Annotated in this window: 19 protein-coding genes; 12 read left to right on the forward strand and 7 right to left on the reverse strand. The window is 52.6% G+C overall.

Annotation, left to right across the window (positions count from 1 at the left end; genetic code table 11):
• Window positions 1-47 precede the first annotated feature (47 nt).
• Both ACO08I_RS12760 and ACO08I_RS12765 read right to left on the reverse strand, forming a co-directional pair.
• The gene (locus tag ACO08I_RS12760) at window positions 48-833 is read right to left on the reverse strand and encodes a hypothetical protein (RefSeq protein ID WP_282778534.1); all 786 of its coding nucleotides are present in this window, start codon (window positions 831-833) and stop codon (window positions 48-50) included.
• A 174-nt stretch (window positions 834-1,007) separates the two neighbouring features.
• Window positions 1,008-1,601 carry an FKBP-type peptidyl-prolyl cis-trans isomerase gene (locus ACO08I_RS12765; RefSeq protein WP_052515962.1) on the reverse strand — a complete coding sequence of 198 codons (594 nt, stop codon included), beginning with the start codon at window positions 1,599-1,601 and terminating at the stop codon, window positions 1,008-1,010.
• Between the two features lie 486 nt (window positions 1,602-2,087).
• Here ACO08I_RS12765 and ACO08I_RS12770 point away from each other — a divergent pair, with 486 nt between their 5' ends.
• The 7 genes from ACO08I_RS12770 to ACO08I_RS12800 all read left to right on the forward strand — a co-directional run bounded on the left by ACO08I_RS12770 (window position 2,088) and on the right by ACO08I_RS12800 (window position 10,128).
• Window positions 2,088-3,563, forward strand: a complete 1,476-nt coding sequence (locus ACO08I_RS12770; RefSeq protein ID WP_044220537.1) for a sodium:solute symporter — start codon at window positions 2,088-2,090, stop codon at window positions 3,561-3,563.
• A gap of 266 nt (window positions 3,564-3,829) precedes the next feature.
• Window positions 3,830-4,819 (forward strand): beta-ketoacyl-ACP synthase III, encoded by a 990-nt coding sequence (locus tag ACO08I_RS12775; protein ID WP_282779978.1) that lies wholly within the window; start codon window positions 3,830-3,832, stop codon window positions 4,817-4,819.
• Window positions 4,820-4,944: 125 nt separating this feature from the next.
• Window positions 4,945-5,511: an elongation factor P gene (efp, locus tag ACO08I_RS12780; RefSeq protein ID WP_044220531.1), complete on the forward strand. Its 567-nt coding sequence runs from the start codon at window positions 4,945-4,947 to the stop codon at window positions 5,509-5,511.
• A gap of 5 nt (window positions 5,512-5,516) precedes the next feature.
• Window positions 5,517-6,083, forward strand: coding sequence for an acetyl-CoA carboxylase biotin carboxyl carrier protein (accB, locus tag ACO08I_RS12785; protein ID WP_044220528.1), 567 nt, complete (start codon window positions 5,517-5,519; stop codon window positions 6,081-6,083).
• Window positions 6,084-6,151: 68 nt separating this feature from the next.
• The gene (gene accC / locus ACO08I_RS12790) at window positions 6,152-7,513 is read left to right on the forward strand and encodes an acetyl-CoA carboxylase biotin carboxylase subunit (RefSeq protein ID WP_282779981.1); all 1,362 of its coding nucleotides are present in this window, start codon (window positions 6,152-6,154) and stop codon (window positions 7,511-7,513) included.
• A 97-nt stretch (window positions 7,514-7,610) separates the two neighbouring features.
• Window positions 7,611-8,282, forward strand: a complete 672-nt coding sequence (locus tag ACO08I_RS12795) for a hypothetical protein (protein ID WP_282779982.1) — start codon at window positions 7,611-7,613, stop codon at window positions 8,280-8,282.
• A gap of 16 nt (window positions 8,283-8,298) precedes the next feature.
• Window positions 8,299-10,128 carry an ABC transporter ATP-binding protein gene (locus ACO08I_RS12800; RefSeq protein ID WP_421949511.1) on the forward strand — a complete coding sequence of 610 codons (1,830 nt, stop codon included), beginning with the start codon at window positions 8,299-8,301 and terminating at the stop codon, window positions 10,126-10,128.
• 257 nt (window positions 10,129-10,385) lie between these two features.
• On the opposite strand, the gene ACO08I_RS12805 is transcribed toward ACO08I_RS12800, so the two are convergent.
• The gene (locus ACO08I_RS12805) at window positions 10,386-11,198 is read right to left on the reverse strand and encodes a universal stress protein (protein ID WP_421949512.1); all 813 of its coding nucleotides are present in this window, start codon (window positions 11,196-11,198) and stop codon (window positions 10,386-10,388) included.
• 58 nt (window positions 11,199-11,256) lie between these two features.
• The gene (locus tag ACO08I_RS12810; RefSeq protein WP_044220518.1) at window positions 11,257-12,138 is read right to left on the reverse strand and encodes a universal stress protein; all 882 of its coding nucleotides are present in this window, start codon (window positions 12,136-12,138) and stop codon (window positions 11,257-11,259) included.
• A gap of 302 nt (window positions 12,139-12,440) precedes the next feature.
• Between ACO08I_RS12810 and ACO08I_RS12815 the strand changes: the two genes are divergently transcribed.
• From ACO08I_RS12815 to ACO08I_RS12835, 5 genes are all read left to right on the forward strand, one after another.
• Window positions 12,441-13,220 carry a HipA family kinase gene (locus ACO08I_RS12815; protein WP_282779988.1) on the forward strand — a complete coding sequence of 260 codons (780 nt, stop codon included), beginning with the start codon at window positions 12,441-12,443 and terminating at the stop codon, window positions 13,218-13,220.
• The gene (locus ACO08I_RS12820; RefSeq protein WP_044220512.1) at window positions 13,210-13,593 is read left to right on the forward strand and encodes a DUF3037 domain-containing protein; all 384 of its coding nucleotides are present in this window, start codon (window positions 13,210-13,212) and stop codon (window positions 13,591-13,593) included. Before ACO08I_RS12815 ends, ACO08I_RS12820 begins: the two co-directional genes overlap by 11 nt.
• Before the next feature lie 99 nt (window positions 13,594-13,692).
• The gene (locus ACO08I_RS12825) at window positions 13,693-14,037 is read left to right on the forward strand and encodes a c-type cytochrome (RefSeq protein WP_282779991.1); all 345 of its coding nucleotides are present in this window, start codon (window positions 13,693-13,695) and stop codon (window positions 14,035-14,037) included.
• Between the two features lie 19 nt (window positions 14,038-14,056).
• Window positions 14,057-15,145, forward strand: coding sequence for an anhydro-N-acetylmuramic acid kinase (locus tag ACO08I_RS12830; RefSeq protein WP_421949513.1), 1,089 nt, complete (start codon window positions 14,057-14,059; stop codon window positions 15,143-15,145).
• On the forward strand, window positions 15,146-16,195 hold the full coding sequence (locus ACO08I_RS12835; RefSeq protein WP_421949514.1) for an NAD-dependent epimerase/dehydratase family protein: 1,050 nt from the start codon (window positions 15,146-15,148) through the stop codon (window positions 16,193-16,195).
• Here the strand turns inward: ACO08I_RS12835 and ACO08I_RS12840 are convergent.
• From ACO08I_RS12840 to ACO08I_RS12850, 3 genes are all read right to left on the reverse strand, one after another.
• Entirely contained in the window at window positions 16,155-17,306 is a 1,152-nt protein-coding gene (locus ACO08I_RS12840) for a DUF692 family multinuclear iron-containing protein (protein WP_421949515.1), read from the reverse strand. The genes ACO08I_RS12835 and ACO08I_RS12840 overlap by 41 nt on opposite strands.
• A 2-nt stretch (window positions 17,307-17,308) precedes the next feature.
• Entirely contained in the window at window positions 17,309-17,503 is a 195-nt protein-coding gene (locus ACO08I_RS12845; protein WP_282784206.1) for a hypothetical protein, read from the reverse strand.
• A 146-nt stretch (window positions 17,504-17,649) separates the two neighbouring features.
• Window positions 17,650-18,564: an SUMF1/EgtB/PvdO family nonheme iron enzyme gene (locus ACO08I_RS12850; RefSeq protein WP_421949516.1), complete on the reverse strand. Its 915-nt coding sequence runs from the start codon at window positions 18,562-18,564 to the stop codon at window positions 17,650-17,652.
• Window positions 18,565-18,853: the final 289 nt, after the last annotated feature.

Below are 18,853 nucleotides of genomic sequence, written 5' to 3' on the forward strand. Positions count from 1 at the left end.
TAAATGTAAGGCAAACACCAAGTAATGACTTTCGTCAAAAGGCACCTTTATTGATACTTCCGGCGGACCAGGCGGATAAAATCGCGGGCAGTGTCCTCTTTTTCGTCTGCGCCCCAGTCGTAACGTTGTGCCATTTGGACAATCAGGCCCCGCGCTTCGTCCATGCTGCTCATTTGGTTGAGCCGGCCCAGGGTATCGTTCAGTGCGTTGAGGTCGCGGCCAAAGAGCTCATTCATGTACAGCAGGCGGTCGTTGATCGCGAGGGCTTTGGTCAGATCGTGAACCGGCCGCTCGCTTAGCTTTTCAGACAACTCCGTTGCTTCCTTAAAAGCAAAAAGATGCTTCAGGCTGGCGGGGATGTCCTGCCGGGAAGCAGCGGGAGCTACCGGTTCAGCAACTTTGACAGGCTCGGGCTTCTGTGGTTCAGGGTCCGGTTCAGGCTTTGGTGGCGGCGGCGGAGTTGGGCGGGGGTCAGGCTTGGGCTCCGGCTCAGGCTTGGGCTGGGGACGGGGCTCCGGGCGGGGTTGTGGCTGCGGGTTGGGCCGGCGGGTGGGGTCAGGCTTTGGAGCGCTGTAGTTGTCACGCGGCGCATCCGGAATTTCGATGATCCGGGGCGGCGTGTAGTTCCGGCGTACCGGTGCTTTTTCCCGAACGGGTTCTTCTGCTACGCTACTGGGAGCAGTGGCCCCGCTAATAAAGTGCTCATAAAACTGCTGGATATAGCCCCGCATCAGGTCTCGTTCAATTAACGAAACATTAGAAGCATCTCTTTCGAGGCTGTGGAAAAGATCATTGATTTTTTCCAGTGTAATTTTCGCTTGTCTAAGGTCCATAGATTGCTTTCCGGTTAAGTAGTTTCCTAAACTTGTCTGAAAACGCTGGCTAATGCAACGCGCCTGGTTTTGTCAGGCAATGCCCTTCGTTCAGACAAACACTCTAATATAAAGAATCGGGTGAAGCTGGCAATTGTTTGTCCGCCGCCCCCCCTTAAGCTTCGTTGAAAAAGATCAGTCTGGCTTTTCTTCCAGTCCCAACACTTCCACTTCAAAGACCAGGGGCGTATCGGGCGGAATGAGATAGCCATCCTTACCATCAGGCACTCCCCGCTCCTTATAGCCCAGATGAGAAGGCACAAAGAGCTGAATACGCCCGCCTTCTTTTACCAGTTGCAGCCCTTCGTTCCAGCCGTCAATCATATTGCCAATATAAAACTTCATTGGCCGGCCTTTCCGATAGGAAGAATCAAAAACCCTGCCATCAAGCAGGTAACCTTTGTAATGGGCACTGAGGTAATCGCCCCATTCCAGCGGCTGCCCGTTGCCCGGGTCCAGTATCCTGTAAAACAAGCCGGAGCGGGTCCGCTGTAGTGGGATAATCTCATCAATCGCGTAGTTCACAATCGCATTTTGCTGTTGTTCTGCCAGCGTAGCGGGCTCTCCGATCAGGTAGGCCGACAGCTGCATAATAGCTTCGTCTTCATTCACCACGGGCGCATTACCGGGAGGCGGCTCCCGGGTTTGTTCATCATTTCCGGTACTACCTCCCCCAGAACAATTCGCCAGGGCAACCGCCAGGAAGAAGAGTAAGGCCAGACGTTGCATAGTTTCAGGCTTTTGGTCAAATATACACTTTCTATTCAGGAACCTGATGCGCCCCCGCGTTTCAATTCCCACTTTATACTTCCCGGGCTGCAATGATCGTTTCCCCATTACTCCGGTCTTCCATTTGTCCGAGAATCTGCTATATTTGCCGTGCCAGACCCACTTGTTAGACTATGTTGGGAATTCGCTTTTGGAGCGAATGTAGTCAAATTTTATTCTGAACAAGTCTTTGATCCCGACATTCATCGTCGGGGGCGGGATGAAGGAGCCTAGCCTAAGCTAAGCGACTGAAGAGCAACGAAGTTCAGGATAAAATTTGGCAAATGCAGCCCAAAGGGTGAAATCCCAACATAGTCTTAGACTAAAGACGGCCCCGGTTAGACGTCCTGGATCAAGGAAAACCAGGGGCTCATTTTTAAAAACGGTAACGACTATTAATCCGGACCGGGCTGCTGTAAGCAAGTGGAAGCCACCAAGATAAAACCTATGCTAAGTCAACTGACGCCAACTATCATACTCGGGATCATCGCCCTTTATTTTTTAGTGCTGATTTCCGTTTCGTATTTCACCGGCCGCAAAGCAGGGAATGCTGAGTTTTTCCTGGCGGGGCGCAACTCTCCCTGGCCGCTTGTGGCCATCGGGATGATCGGGGCAACGCTCTCAGGCGTCACCTTCATATCCATACCGGGCGTAGTGGGTGCCGGGGGAGAAAACCAGGCGTTCTCCTACATGCAGATGGTCTTTGGTTATATTCTAGGCTATGTAGTCATTGCCCAGGTGCTCCTGCCGCTGTACTACAAAAAGAATCTGACCTCTATATATGGTTACCTGGAAGAGCGGCTGGGGCTGGAAGCTTACAAAACCGGTGCCGCTTACTTCCTGCTTTCCCGTACCATAGGCGCTGCCTTTCGGCTTTACCTCGTGGCTATTGTGCTGCAGGCCTTTGTGCTGGGCCCCTTCGGCGTGCCTTTTTTCGCAACCGTTGCCGTAACGATTGTGCTGATCTGGGTTTACACTTTTAAAGGAGGCATCAATACCATCGTGTGGACAGACACCCTGCAAACTGTGGCCATGATCTCGGCGGTTGTCCTTACCATCATATTCATTGGCAAAGCTATGGAAACCGATATCGGGGGCATGGTCGCCATGGTACGCTCCAGCGATTATTCTCAGATGTTTTTCTTTGAAGGAGGCTGGAATGACCCCAACAACTTCTTCAAACAGTTCATCAGCGGAGCGCTCATTACCATCGTGATGACAGGCCTCGATCAGGATATGATGCAGAAGAACCTGAGCTGCCGCAATATTGGCGATGCCCAGAAAAACATGTATGTATTCAGCAGTGTACTGGTGGTGGCAAAGTTCCTGTTTCTTTCTCTGGGAGCACTGCTGTACATCTACGCTGCAAGTATTGGGATCGATATACCTGAGCGGACCGATGAGCTCTTTCCAATGATTGCGCTCAACCACCTGCCGGCAGCGGTAGGCATCTTTTTTGTCTTGGGCCTCATTGCTGCGGCTTACTCAAGTGCAGACTCCGCACTCACTGCGCTGACGACCTCCTTTTGCGTGGATTTTCTGAATTTTGAAAAGAGCGATGCATCAGAACAAGACAAGCAACGCACCCGCCTTTATGTACATATTGGCTTCTCCGTACTGCTGCTGATCATTATCGTCGTCTTCAATGCCCTGAATAACAAGGATGTCATCAGTCAGCTATTTAAGGCCGCAGGGTATACCTACGGTCCGATTCTCGGATTATTTACCTTCGGGCTGCTCACCAACCGCCGGGTGAACCCACGTTTAGTCATCCCGGTTTGTGTTGCTGCCCCTGTGTTATCTTACGTGCTAAACGCCAACTCTGAGGTGCTCTTCATGGGCTTCCAGTTTGGCTTCCTCATTATCGCCCTCAATGGCTTGCTGACCTTTGCCGGGCTTTGGGCAATTTCGGAAGAAGCTTAAAGGAGGAAAACGCCTTAACCGGTTTACTCTGATTCAATAAATTGCCTGATCCCCAAGATTTTCCTACCTTGCTGCCCATTTTAGGAGTGGCCCTTACTAAGGGCCATGACAACAAAACGGATTAGCAACAATTACCAATCTTTGATAAATCCCATGGGCCATTGACGAAGCTGAAGGCAAAAGCGCATGAAATACGGCTCTTTTAAACGGTTGCCAGCTTTTCAAAACCCGGGCGTACATCAAGGATTACAATCTACCAAGGAACTATGGCAAAAACACAAGCTGCCATTACCGGCGTTCAGGGATATTTGCCGGACTACATCCTGACCAACGCCGAACTGGAAACCATAGTCGACACGAACGACGAGTGGATACGCACCCGCACCGGCATTGAGCAGCGGCATATCCTAAAGGGGGAAGGGCAAGGCACTTCGGTGATGGGCATTGAAGCCGTAAAGGGGCTGCTTGAAAAGACCAATACCGATCCCGGCGAGGTAGAGCTTGTCATTTGTGCCACCGTTACCCCTGATATGGTTTTCCCGGACACGGCAAATATCATCGCTGACGAAACCGGCATGAAAAATGCTTTTTGCTACGATATCCATGCCGCTTGCTCAGGCTTCCTCTATGCCCTGACTACCGCCGCCCGCTTCATCGAGGCTGGTGCGCACAAAAAAGTAGTCGTCATTGGGGCAGACAAGATGTCTTCCATTGTAGACTATACAGACCGGACAACCTGCGTCATCTTTGGTGATGGTGCCGGTGCCGTGATGCTGGAAGCTACAGAGGAGCCGGTTGGCGTGATGGACTCCCTGCTTAAGAGCGATGGCTCCGGCCGGGTTTATCTGCATCAGAAAGCAGGAGGCTCCCGTTATCCGGCAACCGCAGAAACAGTGGCCAACCGAGAGCACTTTGTCTTTCAGAATGGCCGCCCGGTGTTTAAAGCTGCCGTATCCGGCATGTCAGATGTGGTCACTCAGGTAATGGCCCGCAATAACCTAACGAATGACGATATTGCCTGGCTGGTCCCTCATCAGGCCAACAAGCGTATCATCGAGACGGTAGCCCGCATGGCGGACTTCCCGATGGAGCGGGTGATGGTTAACATACAGAAATACGGCAATACGACTGCTGCCACCCTGCCGCTCTGCCTGTGGGACTGGGAAGATCAGCTTCAGAAAGGGGACAACATCATCCTGACCGCATTCGGGGGCGGCTTCACCTGGGGAGCAATCTATATCAAGTGGGCTTACTAAGCCGAATAGCACCGAGCCTTCTGCCCGGCAGGAGACCTCCTGCTTAAGGCCTCGTTTCAAGTCCTTGGATTTTTCTATCTTTGCATCGCAATTTGAATACCAAATAAAAACGCAAGCTATAGCAAATGGCTACAACTTCTGACATCCGAAAAGGCATGTGCATTGACTTCAATAATGATATCTTCACCATTATTGAGTTTCAACACGTTAAGCCAGGAAAAGGTGCGGCATTCGTACGTACAAAAATCAAAAGCCTGACTTCCGGAAAGGTTTTGGATAATACTTTCTCTGCCGGTCACAAAGTGGACGAAGTGCGTGTGGAGCGCCGCAAATTCCAGTATCTTTACAGCGACGACATGGGTTACCACTTCATGAATAATGAAACCTATGAGCAGGTTGCGCTTAGCGACAATATCGTAGAGCATGCCCATTTCCTTAAAGAAGGCATGGAAGTAGACGTGATCTATCACGCAGACCGCGAGGTGCCGCTGACCATGGAGATGCCTCAGTACATCATTCTGGAAGTCACCTACACAGAGCCTGGTGTTAAGGGCGATACAGCCACCAACACCCTGAAGCCAGCTACCGTTGAAACCGGTGCGGAAGTTCGGGTCCCTCTGTTTATCAATCAGGGCGACAAAGTGAAGATTGAGGTTGAAACCGGCGCTTACATGGAACGCGTAAAACAATAACACCTATGACTTTTAAGGACATCCAAGAGTTGGTGAAGCTCATCAACAAATCCAACCTGACCGAATTTAAAATGAAGGACGGAGAGTTTGAGCTTTCCATCCGGACCAACAAGCATCAGAAGGCTAAGCCCAGGGACTATGCTTCCGGCACAGCACCGGCTCCTTCTGCTCCTCAGCCTACCGCACCGATCATTCAGATGTCTCCGCCCGTGCAGCAGCCTTATCCGCAGGCGCCACAGCCTGCTCCTGCGCCTCCGGCACCAAAGCCACAGGCAGAGCCTGCCAAAGCAGAAGCACCAGCCAGTGAGGCCAAAGCAGAGGATTCCAACTACCTGGAAGTCCGGTCTCCGATTGTCGGTACTTTCTACCGGTCTTCCAGCCCGGAAAAGCCGCCTTATGTAAAAGTGGGCGACGCGATTGAGGTTGGGCAGGTCGTTTGCATCGTGGAAGCTATGAAACTCTTCAACGAGATCGAGTCCGAAATTGCCGGCAAGATCGTTAAGGTAATGGTTGAAGATGCACAGCCGGTAGAGTATGATCAGGTACTGTTCCTGGTTGACCCTAAGGGCTAGTTGCTGTTTGAAACACCTATCGCTGCAAGGGCAGTAGCCCTTTGCTGCTCATCCAATTGAATGGTTTTATGTTTGAAAAAGTACTCATAGCCAACCGTGGCGAAATTGCCCTGCGAATCATTCGCACCTGTCGGGAAATGGGCATCAAAACGGTGGCGGTCTATTCAACTGCCGACAAGGAAAGCCTGCACGTGCGCTTCGCTGATGAAGCGGTCTGCATTGGCCCGCCTGCCTCTGCCGAGTCTTACCTGAGCGTACCAAGAATTATGGCTGCGGTAGAAATCACCAACGCCGATGCGGTACACCCAGGCTACGGATTCCTGGCTGAAAATGCTGATTTTGCCGAAGTTTGCGCCGAATACGGTATCAAATTTATTGGGCCCACCCCTGCACAAATCCGCAAAATGGGGGACAAAATCACGGCCAAAGAGACCATGATCAAAGCAGGAGTCCCGGTCATCCCCGGCTCCGATGGGCTGGTCAAGGATACCAAATCCGGCATGAAAATCGCCAAAGATATTGGCTATCCGGTCATCCTGAAGGCTACTGCCGGCGGTGGCGGTAAAGGGATGCGGATTGTCTGGGAAGAAAAGGAGTTTGAGCCTAACTGGGACCGTGCCCGTCAGGAAGCGAAAGCGGCATTTGGCAACGATGGCATCTACATCGAAAAGTTCATCGAAGAGCCCCGTCATATCGAATTCCAGATTGCTGGTGACCAAAAAGGCAAAGTCGTCCACCTTTCCGAACGGGACTGCTCTATTCAGCGCCGCCACCAAAAACTGGTGGAAGAATGCCCCTCCCCTTTTATGACCGATGAGCTCCGGGAGAAAATGGGCGATGCGGCTGTAAAAGCAGGAGAAGCTATCAAGTACGAAGGCGTGGGCACCGTGGAGTTCCTCGTAGACAAATACCGGAACTTCTACTTCATGGAAATGAATACCCGGATTCAGGTAGAGCACCCGGTCACAGAAGAGGTAATCGACCATGACCTGATCAAGGAACAGATCAAAATCGCAGCGGGTGAGCTCATCAAAGGGGGCAACTATTATCCCAATGCGCATGCTATGGAGTGCCGGATCAATGCAGAAGACCCCTTCAATGGCTTCCGTCCAAGCCCGGGCAAAATTGCGTCTTTCCACAGCTCTAAAGGGCATGGCGTTCGGGTGGACACAAGCGTATACGCTGGCTATACCATTCCACCTTATTACGATTCCATGATTGCTAAGCTCATTTGCCGGGCTCCTACCCGCGAAGAGTGTATCAAGAAAATGGAGCGTGCACTGGATGAATTCATCATTGAAGGCGTGAAGACCACCGTCCCTTTCCATCAGCAACTGATGAAGGATGAGCGTTTCCGCAACGGTGACTTCCACACCGGCTTCCTCAACGACTTTGAACTGAAGCCCGAGGAGCCTAAGAAAAAGAAGTAGGCAACTGCCTACCCCCCTACTACAAAACAACAGGTTTGCCTGGGAAAATAATAAGCCCGGCAAGCCTGTTCTTATTTACAGACCAAAATACCGCACTATGAGATCCATTTTCCTCCTTTTACTGGTACTGACCTTTACTGCCTACAGCTGTGGCGGCAGTTCCGAAGCTTCGGGCGAAGCCTCCACCTCAACCGGGACACCACATACTGCAACTGAAAGCGCCTCCGATGCCGCCCCCGCACCTGCGGAAGCAGCTGCCTCTGAACCTGCCGAAATGGCCCGGCAGTCAGCACCTCCGGCAGCCGGCCCCTTTGAAGAAAAACTAACGGAAGGTTCTGTTTCCTTCATCGTGGAATCTCCTAACAGCAGCTCAAATTATTTTACCCTGAATACAGAAGGGATGAGCGTGCGCAATGAAGAGACCAAAATGGAAGTCAACGGTGCAGTGGTACGCGCTCAACTGGCCGACCTCAACCAGGATAGCTACCCGGAGGTTTACATCTTTACCCGCACGGACGATGGTACCGAAGAAGTATATGCCTTTGCTTCCTACCGCAACCGCTCCTACGGGCAGATTTATATGGCTGGGGCTGAAAACGCTGCCAACCAACGTGGCCGCGATGGAGTTGAAACGTTCGAACTTACGGAAACGGCTTTGCTCCGGAAGTTCTCCACGCCTCAAAACGGTCAGCGCAACGGCAATCCTCAAATGATAACCTACGCCCTGAAAAAAGGAGAAACCAGCTATCGACTGGAACCCGTAGAATAGGCACACCAAACTCACTATGAAAAAAGAACGCAGCAGCTTTTGGCGATTGCTCGGCTACATGCGCAACTATAAAGCGTATGTAGGGCTCAATATCTTCAGCAATATTATGACAGCGCTGTTCACAGCCCTGAGCATCCCCTTGCTGGTCCCTTTCCTGGAGATCCTCTTTGACCGGCGGGAGCTGGTTATGGACAAGCCCGCTTTTGGCTGGGATATCGAAAGCGCCACGGCCTCCTTCAACTATTACATCAGTCAGCTGATTGTGGAACAGGGCAAGGAAGCTGCACTGGTCTTCGTCTGCGTGGCTATTTTATCGGTTTTCCTGCTCAAAAACCTATTCCGGTACCTATCCCTCTTCTTCATGGCACCGGTTCGCAACGGTATCATCCGCGACCTGCGCGCGCAAATGTACGACAAGGTGATGGCCCTCCCCCTGGCCTACTTCAGCGAGGAGCGCAAAGGCGACCTGATGTCCCGCATGACGAGCGACGTACAGGAAGTGGAATGGAGCATTCTCAATGTGCTGGAAGCCGTATTCCGGGAGCCCCTCATCATCATAGGGGCGTTGGGGTTCATGGTATATGTAAGCCCGGCACTTACAGGTTTTGTCTTTCTGCTGATGATCTTCACGGGCGTGGTGATCGGTGGTATTGGCCGGCGGCTCAAGAAAAAATCAGCGGATGTACAGGACCGCCTTGGCAACCTCGTCGCCATACTTGATGAAGGCCTGGGCGGGCTGCGGATTATCAAGGGCTTCAATGCCGAGCACTATCAAAAAGAAAAATTCCGGAAAGAGAATGATGGCTACCGGCATTCGCTCACCCGCCTGCTGTGGAGGCGCGACCTGGCTTCTCCACTTTCAGAATTCCTGGGCATTGGCACGGTGGCAGTCCTGCTGTGGTATGGCTCCCGTCAGGTCTTTAGCGGACAGCTGGATGCGGAGACTTTCCTGACGTTCATCTTTGCCTTCTATAACGTCATTGACCCGGCCAAGAAATTATCAAAGGCTGTTTACAACGTCCAAAAAGGCGTGGGAGCTATGCGCCGCATGGAAGCCCTGCTTGATGCTCCTGTCAACATCAAAGATGCACCCGATGCTCTCCCCCTTGCGGGCTTCCGGCACAGTATAGAATACCGTAACGTCACCTTCGCTTACCGCAACGATGAGGGCCCTGTGCTACAAAATATCAACCTGAGCCTTCCCAAGGGCAAAGTGGTGGCGCTGGTGGGTGCCTCCGGGGCAGGGAAGTCAACCCTGGCTGACCTACTCCCCCGGTTTTACGATGTGGAGGAAGGAGAGATTCTCCTGGACGGACAGAATATCCGCCAATACCGCCTTCGCGACCTGCGCAGCCTCATGGGCATTGTGTCTCAGGAAGCCATTCTCTTCAATGACAGCATTTACAACAACATCGTCTTCGGCATGGAGGGGGTCACGCAAGAACAGATGGAAGCTGCCGCCCGGGCAGCCAACGCGCACGACTTCATCCTGGCTTCCGAGCAGGGTTACCAGACCAATATCGGGGACCGGGGCAGCAAACTGAGCGGGGGGCAGCGGCAACGGCTTACAATTGCCCGCGCCATTCTGAAAAACCCACCTATACTTATTCTGGACGAAGCGACCTCTGCCTTGGATTCCGAATCCGAGAAATTAGTCCAGAAAGCCCTGCTTGAGCTGATGAAAAACCGGACCTCCATCGTTATTGCTCACCGCCTGTCTACCATACAGCACGCGGATGAGATCATTGTAATGCGGGACGGGCAAATCATGGAGCGGGGTACGCACGAAAGCCTGTTGCAGAAGGACGGGGAGTACCAGAAACTGGTGGAGCTACAAGCGTTCTGAGGAGACGCTTTCGAGGTTGAGCGCAAAAGGGAAGAAGGGCTTCGCAAAGAGCGCCAAGTTAACGGCCCTAATCAGGAAACGCTGCGTACTTTGCGCCATCCTTCGCGAACGCTGCGTGAAACCCTCAGTACAACCCCAAAAAAAAAAGCCCACACAAAGGCGGGCATTTTCAAACAAATCGTAATCCTAATTTTTGACCTTAATTAACCACTCTGTCAATTGCAACAACCGTGCCAAAAATAAGAAAACCCGATTGGTCAGCCCCTGAAAACCAATAAAGGCACCTTTGTATGGAAAGCCATCTGCTTCGTAAAGCTACGATGGAAGAGGCGTTCCAACAGGCGGCGGTTGGGAACGAACAACGACAGTGCATCTATGTCCCGCTCAGCGATAAAGGCATTGATGCCCTCAGCAGGGTTGGGATGAGCCACTACTGTGAAATCGGAGAAAGGAAGCGGGTACTGATCCACCATTTTATAGGCTTCCGTTTTGGCAGCATCCACCTCCCTGTCCACATGTACGAAATGGACTTTCGCTTTAAGTCTGGCCGCCAGCTCCGTCAGATTCGCCACTGCTTTTTCATCCTTTGGCTCGAAGTCCGTGGCATAGGCGATATGACTAATGGGGCGCACCGGTGCACTCTGCGGCACAGCGATTACCGGGCAGGGCGCATTCATGAGGGTATGGGTGGTAACGCTGCCCATCATCTGCTGTACGGGGCTGCGCTCCCCTTTCGTACCCATCACAATAAGCTGATGCCCACCTCTTCCGGCGACATCAATGATCTCCTGATATACAAACAGGCCATAATCTGCCCGCAACTGCCCAATACGATTTGAAGGGGCTTCCTCCGCCAGTTCTCCCAGGTGTTGCATCACCACCGCTCGTTTTTCCCTCAGGAGGCTATCTACCTGATGAGGAGCTACACGGCTTGTATCGCCAACTGGCAGGTGGTAAACACTCATGAGGTCAAGAGCTGTATCCAACTTGTCAGCTAGCAGCAGCGCGTACTGAAAGGCATGGTGAGCTGCCGGAGAGAAATCGGTTGGAAAGAGAATATTATGGCGCATCGGCTACTTTTTTTAAAGCGCCAGGCAGGAGGGCCTTCCCCCGCCTGGCTTTATGAAATCAAAAGGATAATTGTTGTTGTTTTCTTTCTATCGGTGCCGGCGTATCTATTTCATCCATATAGTCCACACTCAGCACGGGGATGTCAGAGTGATTGACCAAAGCCTCCACGTTGCTGCCGCTGAGCATACGCCGCAACGGATGACGATGGTGATTGGAAATACCAATCAGGCCAGCCCCGATCTTTTCAGCGAACGCCCGTACGCCCCGGTCTACACTGAAGTTGCGGAACACATGCGTCTCACACCGGAAGGGCGCGCACAGTCCCCTGAATTCTTCCATGGCTTGCCGGCTTAGAATGTAAGGAGGATCGAAGAAAGAAGAGGTGTGGATTTCCACCAGATGAATCTCCGGTACAAAAGGCTTGACAAACTCCTTGAACTTCAGGAAAGCCTCCCGCTCCTTTTGGTGGAAGGAGGACGCGAAGACCACCTTATCGAAATTGATGTGCTCAAGCGGCTCCTTGACCACCAATACCGGGCAGTGCACTTCCCGCACCACTTTCTGGGTGTTGGAACCGATGAAGTATTCATTCTTGCCACTTGCACCGTGGGAACCCATGACTACGAGGTCTGCCGCAGCGTGTTCCACGTACTCCGCCACAGACTTGGGCAGGGCGCCACTGCAAACGGTGGCCTTTACCTCCAAATTGGGGTAAGCATTGCTCAAATCCTGCAATTGCAGCTGAGCATTTGCCACCATCTGCTGTATATCCGGGCGCATAGAGCGTTGTTGCTCACTCCAGTCATCCCAGCCATCAGGCAGGTTCATGCAATGCAGTAAATGAAGCTGGGCATCAAGCCGGCGGGCGAGTTGCGCAGCGGCATCTGTCGCGTACCGAGCACAAAGGGAAAAATCGGTAGGGCTGAGTATGGTTCTCATGGCTTGCAATTTGGTCGCGCAGCTGCACAGGCAGTGGCTTCGGTTAAGGAATCAGGACGGGTTAGATCCTACCATAAGTTAGGCAATTGTTGCCCAGGCTCGTGTGAAAAAGATCACTGTGCAGGGTGACATTTATCAGGGTCTTAAAGACGGATACCTTACAGGGCTCCTTCCACAGTTGGATTTACTTTTATTTCCTTTTCCCCGTATCTTTGGAGCCCTGAAAATCTGTGGCTGAGCGATTGATCACCCGGAAAAGCAGGACAAGCGGGCGCACAGCCAGCACAAACCGTAAACAGGACATGAGTAATATAGAAGTGAGAACCGTTGATGTGGTGCAATACCTGAAGCCCCTGAGGGAAGGCGGCTCTTTGCCCGCTATTGTGGAAGCCGATGACGAGTTTCTGTACGTCCTGAAATTCCGGGGGGCCGGACAGGGCAAAAAAGCCCTGATTGCAGAGCTTATCGGAGGGCTGCTGGCTAAAGCGATCGGGCTGAATGTGCCGGAGGTGGTTTTCATGAACCTCGACGACTCGTTCAGCAAGACGGAACCAGACGAGGAAATCCAGGATTTGCTGAAGTTTAGCGTTGGGCTCAACCTGGGTCTGCACTTCCTTTCCGGGGCCATCACCTACGACCCCCTGGTGTCCGAGGCGGATTCCTATTCCGCTTCCAAGGTGGTTTTGCTGGACAGCCTGATCAATAATATCGACCGGACTGCAAAGAACACCAACCTGCTCAATTGGAACAGGGAGCTATGGCTAATTGACCACGGTGCCAGCCTCTACTTCCACCACAACTGGAAAAACTGGCGTGATTACCTCCCCCGGACTTTCCCCAATGTGAAAGACCATGTCCTTTTGGCAAAAGCCAACCACCTGCCTGAGGCATCCCTTGATATCCGGGAAGCCATCGACAAAGCAAAAATCGCCGAAATCATTTCCGTCATCCCCGAAGAATGGCTGACAGAAGAAGATATGGAACTCACGCCCGGCGAGAAAAGAAGCGCTTACCAGGAATTCCTGAACGCTAAACTGGATAAAATTGATGTACTGGCCAAAGAAGCTTTAGATGCAAAATAGAGTAACCTACGAATACGCAGTGGTCAGGCTGGTGCCCAAAGTAGAGCGGGAGGAGTTCCTGAACATTGGCGTCATTTTGTTTTCCAAACGGAAGAAGTTCCTGGGCATCAGGTTCCAGATAGATGAGGCAAAGGTCAGGGCCTTCTCAAAGGAAATTGACGTATCCATGATCCATCGCTACCTGCACGCCTGGGAAGCAGTATGCGCGGGAGGGCGGCAGGGCGGCAAGATCGGCGAACTTGACATGGCCTCCCGTTTCCGGTGGCTGGTAGCCGCCAGAAGCACGATTATTCAGAGTTCTCCTACCCACCCCGGCTTATGCCACGATCCCGAAGCGGTACTCGAAAGACTATACCAAAGGTATGTGCTGTAACCTGAATACCGCCCTGCCAGGTGCTCATTTTTCCATAAACCCGTTCCCGGTACCAACCTACCCCACTCTATTTTGTTAATTTGCCAAAAAATAAGATCAATGAGAAAAGGATTGGTATTTATAGCTATTGCCGCATTCGTCTACGCCTGTGGTGGCAGTAGTGCTCCTGCTGAAAGCAACTCCAGCGCCGGTGCAAAAGCTGTAGCAGCTGCAGCCAAACCAGATGGTGAGAAGATCTACAAGCAATACTGCGTCACCTGCCATGGCCTATATGGGGATATGGGTGCAAGCGGTGCTTACAACCTACAGGAATCGGCACTCACCCTGGAAGAGCGCATCAACGTCATTACCAACGGCCGCAAAGCCATGACCGCCTTCGAAGCACTGCTGGACGAGAAAGAAATCAAGGCAGTCGCCAAATACACCATGAAGCTTGGGGAATAGGCACACCATACTCGGCATAATGTCTGGTAGCTCTCTGGATGGGCTGGATTTGGCGCTTTGCACCTTTGAGTTCAATGGCCAGGCACTTCAGCATTGGGAAGCCCTTGCATGTGAAGCCCGCCCTTTCCCGGAGGAATGGGTTCGGCGGCTACGCGCACTCCCCGCTGGTACTGCCCGGGAGCTGGCGGTAGCTCACGCCCAGTTCGGGCAGCTCCTGGGGGAGCAGGCGAAGGCTTTTCTGGAGGCACAGGCTGTAGAAGCTGATGCTATCGCTTCCCATGGGCACACGATTTTCCACTTTCCGGAATCCGGCGTTTCCACACAAATCGGGGACGGCGCGGCCATCGCGGCAATCACCGGGCGCCCCGCTATCGACAACTTCCGTATGCAGGACGTTGCACTTGGCGGTCAGGGTGCACCTATAGCCCCTGTTGCGGACCAGTACTTGTTTCCTGAGCAGACCTTTATGCTAAACCTGGGCGGCATTGCCAATATCAGCGCCCGAACGGAGCAAGGTTATGTGGCCTTTGATTGCAGCGGGGCGAATCAGGTGCTCAATGCCCTGGCAGAGGAAGCCGGGCAACCTTACGACAAAGGAGGTTCCATAGCCCGAACAGGGAAACTGCTGCCTGACTTGCTGGAACGAGCGATGGCTCTACCTTATCATCAGGCTGACTTTCCAAAATCGCTGGGCAATGACTGGGTACAGGAACAACTGCTCCCCCTCTACATGGATTACCCGGCTTCTGTGGCAGACCGCCTGCACACCGCCTGCTGGCAAATTGCACAAAGTGTTGACGATAGCATCAGCGCTATAGCGAAAAAGGCTAAACTGCAACCCGAGCCTCATTCCATGCTGCTTACCGGCGGGGGGGCGTTCAACACCTTTCTGGTGGAGTGCATCCGCGTGAAGTGCGAAAAAAACCGTTCCTTAGCTGTAGAAGTGCCTTCACCCCTAATTATCGAATACAAAGAAGCCATTTTGATGGCCCTCATGGGAGCACTGCGCCTGGAAAGCCTGCCCAACACCCTGCCTACAGCTACTGGCAGTACTGCACCAAGCTGCGGTGGCGGGCTGCATACACCGCCCAAAACGCATAACCGCTAAATGGATAAAAACAGCTCCATACTCATCACCGGTGCCACCGGATTTATCGGTTCTCATCTGCTGCAACAGCTCCTGGTGGATGGCTTTGACCGTATCCGGGCCTTCCGCCGGCCGGGCAGCCCAATGGACCTGGTGGATGACCTGGCGGAGAAAGTAGAATGGGTTGACGGCGATATCCTGGATATTTTCGCGCTGGAACGAGCGATGGAGGGCTGTGACTATATTTTTCACTGTGCGGCTGTCGTCTCCTTTGATCCGGCTGATGCCCGGCACCTGCGCACCGTCAATATCACCGGTACGGCCAACGTGGTGAATACAGCGCTTAAGCTGGGGATAAGGAAATTGCTGTACGTAAGTTCAATTGCGGCCCTGGGCCGGACCAAGCAGGGCATTACCATCACCGAAACCGCCAAGTGGGAGCGCAGCCCCTTCAATACCCGGTATGCGGTCAGCAAATATCAGGGCGAGATGGAGGTGTGGCGCGGCTATGCCGAGGGCCTGGATGTTGCTGTAGTCAACCCTTCCATTGTGCTCGGAAGTGGTTTTTGGGAAAGCGGCCCGGCACATTTCTTCTCTATGGTCGACGAAGGCTTCCCTTTTTATCCTGTTGGTATGACTGGCCTGGTGGACGTACGGGATGTAGCCTGGTATATGGTCCGGTTAATGGAGAGCAACATCAGAAACGAGCGCTTCATCCTCAATGCGGAGCACTATCCTTACAAGCAGTTACTAACGGAAGTGGCAGAAGCACTAGGCGTAAAGCCGCCTAAGTACAAGGTCGGAAAAATCCTGCGCGGTTTATCCTGGCGCCTGGCCTGGCTGCAAGCTAAACTGACCGGCAAGCGCCCGTTTCTTACCCGGGAGACCGCCCGTAATTCAAGCTGGATTTTCTACTATAACAATCAAAAATCGCTGCAGCACTTCGACTTTGCTTACACCCCCATCGCACAGACCATCCGGGATACGGCCGAAGCTTACCGGCAGGCAAAAGGCCAGCAAGCGGTGCGCCTTAGCCCCAACCGCCCTTCCATTTCTGAGCAATCCGCCTAGCAGTTTCCAGCATATCGTCTTCCCAGTGTTCGACGTTCCAGGCAGTACCTGCCAGAGGAGAAACAGACAATTGAGTGCGGGCCTCTCTCAGGCTTGCTGCATTTTCCAGTATTTCAGACAAGGCCTGCTGCTGCTGGTGCAGGGCTTCATCAGACCGGGGCGTAGCCGACAGGGTGAAAGCTGGTGGTTGGAAATCGTTGAGCGAGGTTGGCTTTCCTGCTAAATGATTAGGGTGTTGCAGTATGCGGTACATGGTGCGAAAGTCAACTTGGAAAGCCCGCTGCTGTTCCGGAGTTTCCAGTGCCCCTCCTAGTTGTTCCAGGACGACATACTTCAAATTCGGGCACTTCGGTAGGGCTTTTTCTAACAAGTCAAATACGGCCTTAGGCACCGTTCCATCGTGGGTATCCCGCCGGATTTGGCGATTGCGCTGCCCTGCTGCCGGTTCCCAACTGCCACCGGAAATATGTATTTCACGCACCCGGTGCAGGGGCATCAGCCGGAGCAGTTCCTCCGCCGATTGACGGAAGTTGTGGAGCTGGCAGTACAAATTATGGAGATCTAAAATGATAAACCCATTAATTGGTTCCAGCAATTGCTCCAGGAAGTCGCCGTGGCGCTTCACTTCATCGAGCGTATAGGCGAAAGCGAGGTTTTCCAATCCCACCGGACAGCCAGCTGCTGCACTGATGCGCTTAAGACGGTCCCGGCCAAGCTGCAGGGTTTGAGGTGTGAAAGGTATACCCAGGGGTGCCCCCTTGTGAAAATCAGCACCAGTCATGAAGCCAAAATGCTCCGTCACATGATCAAAACGATACACTTCAGAAAGCGCTTTCAGCCGGTCGAGCCATTGCTGCTGCTCCGCACTCCAACGACCGGAAAAGAGCGAGAAAAAGACCCCATGGCCCACAAGCCGCCCCTCCTCACTGTAGGCCTGGATGAGGGCGGTAAACCAGTCCGGGATTTCCGGAAACTGGAAAAGGGCATCGAAGGACCACTCCAATGCCTCCACCTGCCCTGCTGCGAGCAAAGGGTGAGCAGCCCGCAGCAGGTTGGTGTCTAAATTACAAGCGAGGGTAGCGCGTGGGCGCTGTAAACCGGCATGCTCCATGCTTAGCCCATTCCGCAAGCCGGGCAATTGTACCAGGGCTTGTCGCCATCATCTGTTGGGCAGCGGTCATCTTCGGCTGCCTTTTCGGTGTCGGGTTTGACCTCATCGGAGTTGTCAAGCAGGGTGCAGGATGTAGCGCTGCCGCCCAGGGCAACCCCCAGCGCGATGGCTTGAAGCAGTGATTTGGATACTTTCATGGTCAGAAGGTTTTAAAAATTAAGTCAGGTGATTTCAGGGGAACGACCTGCTGTGGCAGGCTTCCGGGGGTAGAGATGTAGCAGAAGGGCAAAAGGGTTGGGTAAGAACCCGGATTTTTTCAATTCATTCAAATTGTGCTTGATGGTCAGTATCCCACCTCACGGTACTCCGCCACTAACCGAAAGCCTGTCCAGGCATTAGGCTCATCAGCCCGGAACGAAACATACTGAGCAACATCAGCGGGCCTATGAAACCAACTTCCTCCCAGAGTGATACCCGGGGCAGCTGACCATTCTGCAACATTGCCGCTTAGGTGCCGGATATACTTGAGGCTATCCGGCAGAACCCCCGAGCCGGCGCTCTCCACAGGAAGCCTTATGACTCTCTCCTGTGTACAGGGATTTTGCCCGGCATTAACGGGCTCTTCACTATCCAGCTGGCATTCTTTCTGATAACGCCTCAGGACTTCTTCGTTGTAAGCTTTGGCTTTTTCCCAGTCTTCTTCGGAAGGGAGCCGGTAGTGAATGTAGCGGGCGAGCGCGGGGTGGGGCGCACACCGACGGTATTTTCCGGATAAATAGCGCTCTATCGTAAAATGATTGCGAGGCCCCGGATCCGGATGAAAAGGAATGACCTCAAAGTGGCGTAAAACCAGTTCAAGGATTCGGTCCGCACGCCATTTTGCGTAAGCTACAGCCTGGGTACGGCTCACCCCAACTATTGGGAAACCGGCATATGGACCTGATGTAAAATACTCCTTCTCCAAACGCTCTAAACATCGATATGGCGCTCCCCATACGGAAGTCAGGGGTAACGCTGCCTTAAATTCATCTGACTTAATGCCATATACATCGCGTATCCAATGCAGGTACTCCCACCAGTCCCGAACGGTTATTTCCTGTCTGTCATAGAATAAGCCCGGAGCGATCTCTACGCCACCGGGAGGGAGAATAAACGTTTCAAATTCTTCTGCCGACCACTCCAGGGAGACCTTTCGCGTACAGGTCGTTAAGCAGATCGCCGATAGAAGGCTCAGACTGAACAGAAGGCGCTTTTTCATAACAGCAATGTTTGGATTAAAATTAAAAAACATCTGTTAATGTAGCTGTATCCATCTATCCGTTTTAACGGAATTTCCTCCTACAGAATATAATGGGCGGCAGCAACTGAATTTCTGCAAATCGGTTGCTCCGTATTCCCCTCATCCCAGGGTGATCATGGAATAAGGGCAAGAACCATAAAAACTAATAGTATGAATCCCCCCTTATATCGCCCAAAGCCCCCCATTCTTCGAGTTTCCACATCCAAAGCCCCCTGTGACATGTTCACTAAAAGAATAAGCATTGCAT

Origin of the sequence: Phaeodactylibacter xiamenensis, from assembly GCF_965229835.1 — a bacterium.
Classification (GTDB): Bacteria; Bacteroidota; Bacteroidia; order Chitinophagales; family Saprospiraceae; genus Phaeodactylibacter; species Phaeodactylibacter xiamenensis.

Excerpts from the sequence above, each read along its gene's own strand:
- ACO08I_RS12795 (WP_282779982.1), top strand. The coding sequence starts at position 7,611 with ATGAGATCCATTTTCCTCCTTTTACTGGTACTGACCTTTACTGCCTAC.
- ACO08I_RS12765 (WP_052515962.1), bottom strand. The coding sequence starts at position 1,601 with ATGCAACGTCTGGCCTTACTCTTCTTCCTGGCGGTTGCCCTGGCGAAT.
- ACO08I_RS12760 (WP_282778534.1), bottom strand. The coding sequence starts at position 833 with ATGGACCTTAGACAAGCGAAAATTACACTGGAAAAAATCAATGATCTT.
- ACO08I_RS12820 (WP_044220512.1), top strand. The coding sequence starts at position 13,210 with ATGCAAAATAGAGTAACCTACGAATACGCAGTGGTCAGGCTGGTGCCC.
- ACO08I_RS12770 (WP_044220537.1), top strand. The coding sequence starts at position 2,088 with ATGCTAAGTCAACTGACGCCAACTATCATACTCGGGATCATCGCCCTT.
- ACO08I_RS12840 (WP_421949515.1), bottom strand. The coding sequence starts at position 17,306 with ATGGAGCATGCCGGTTTACAGCGCCCACGCGCTACCCTCGCTTGTAAT.
- ACO08I_RS12845 (WP_282784206.1), bottom strand. The coding sequence starts at position 17,503 with ATGAAAGTATCCAAATCACTGCTTCAAGCCATCGCGCTGGGGGTTGCC.
- efp (WP_044220531.1), top strand. The coding sequence starts at position 4,945 with ATGGCTACAACTTCTGACATCCGAAAAGGCATGTGCATTGACTTCAAT.
- ACO08I_RS12805 (WP_421949512.1), bottom strand. The coding sequence starts at position 11,198 with ATGCGCCATAATATTCTCTTTCCAACCGATTTCTCTCCGGCAGCTCAC.
- ACO08I_RS12800 (WP_421949511.1), top strand. The coding sequence starts at position 8,299 with ATGAAAAAAGAACGCAGCAGCTTTTGGCGATTGCTCGGCTACATGCGC.
- ACO08I_RS12830 (WP_421949513.1), top strand. The coding sequence starts at position 14,057 with ATGTCTGGTAGCTCTCTGGATGGGCTGGATTTGGCGCTTTGCACCTTT.
- ACO08I_RS12850 (WP_421949516.1), bottom strand. The coding sequence starts at position 18,564 with ATGAAAAAGCGCCTTCTGTTCAGTCTGAGCCTTCTATCGGCGATCTGC.
- accB (WP_044220528.1), top strand. The coding sequence starts at position 5,517 with ATGACTTTTAAGGACATCCAAGAGTTGGTGAAGCTCATCAACAAATCC.
- ACO08I_RS12825 (WP_282779991.1), top strand. The coding sequence starts at position 13,693 with ATGAGAAAAGGATTGGTATTTATAGCTATTGCCGCATTCGTCTACGCC.
- ACO08I_RS12835 (WP_421949514.1), top strand. The coding sequence starts at position 15,146 with ATGGATAAAAACAGCTCCATACTCATCACCGGTGCCACCGGATTTATC.
- ACO08I_RS12815 (WP_282779988.1), top strand. The coding sequence starts at position 12,441 with ATGAGTAATATAGAAGTGAGAACCGTTGATGTGGTGCAATACCTGAAG.
- ACO08I_RS12775 (WP_282779978.1), top strand. The coding sequence starts at position 3,830 with ATGGCAAAAACACAAGCTGCCATTACCGGCGTTCAGGGATATTTGCCG.
- accC (WP_282779981.1), top strand. The coding sequence starts at position 6,152 with ATGTTTGAAAAAGTACTCATAGCCAACCGTGGCGAAATTGCCCTGCGA.
- ACO08I_RS12810 (WP_044220518.1), bottom strand. The coding sequence starts at position 12,138 with ATGAGAACCATACTCAGCCCTACCGATTTTTCCCTTTGTGCTCGGTAC.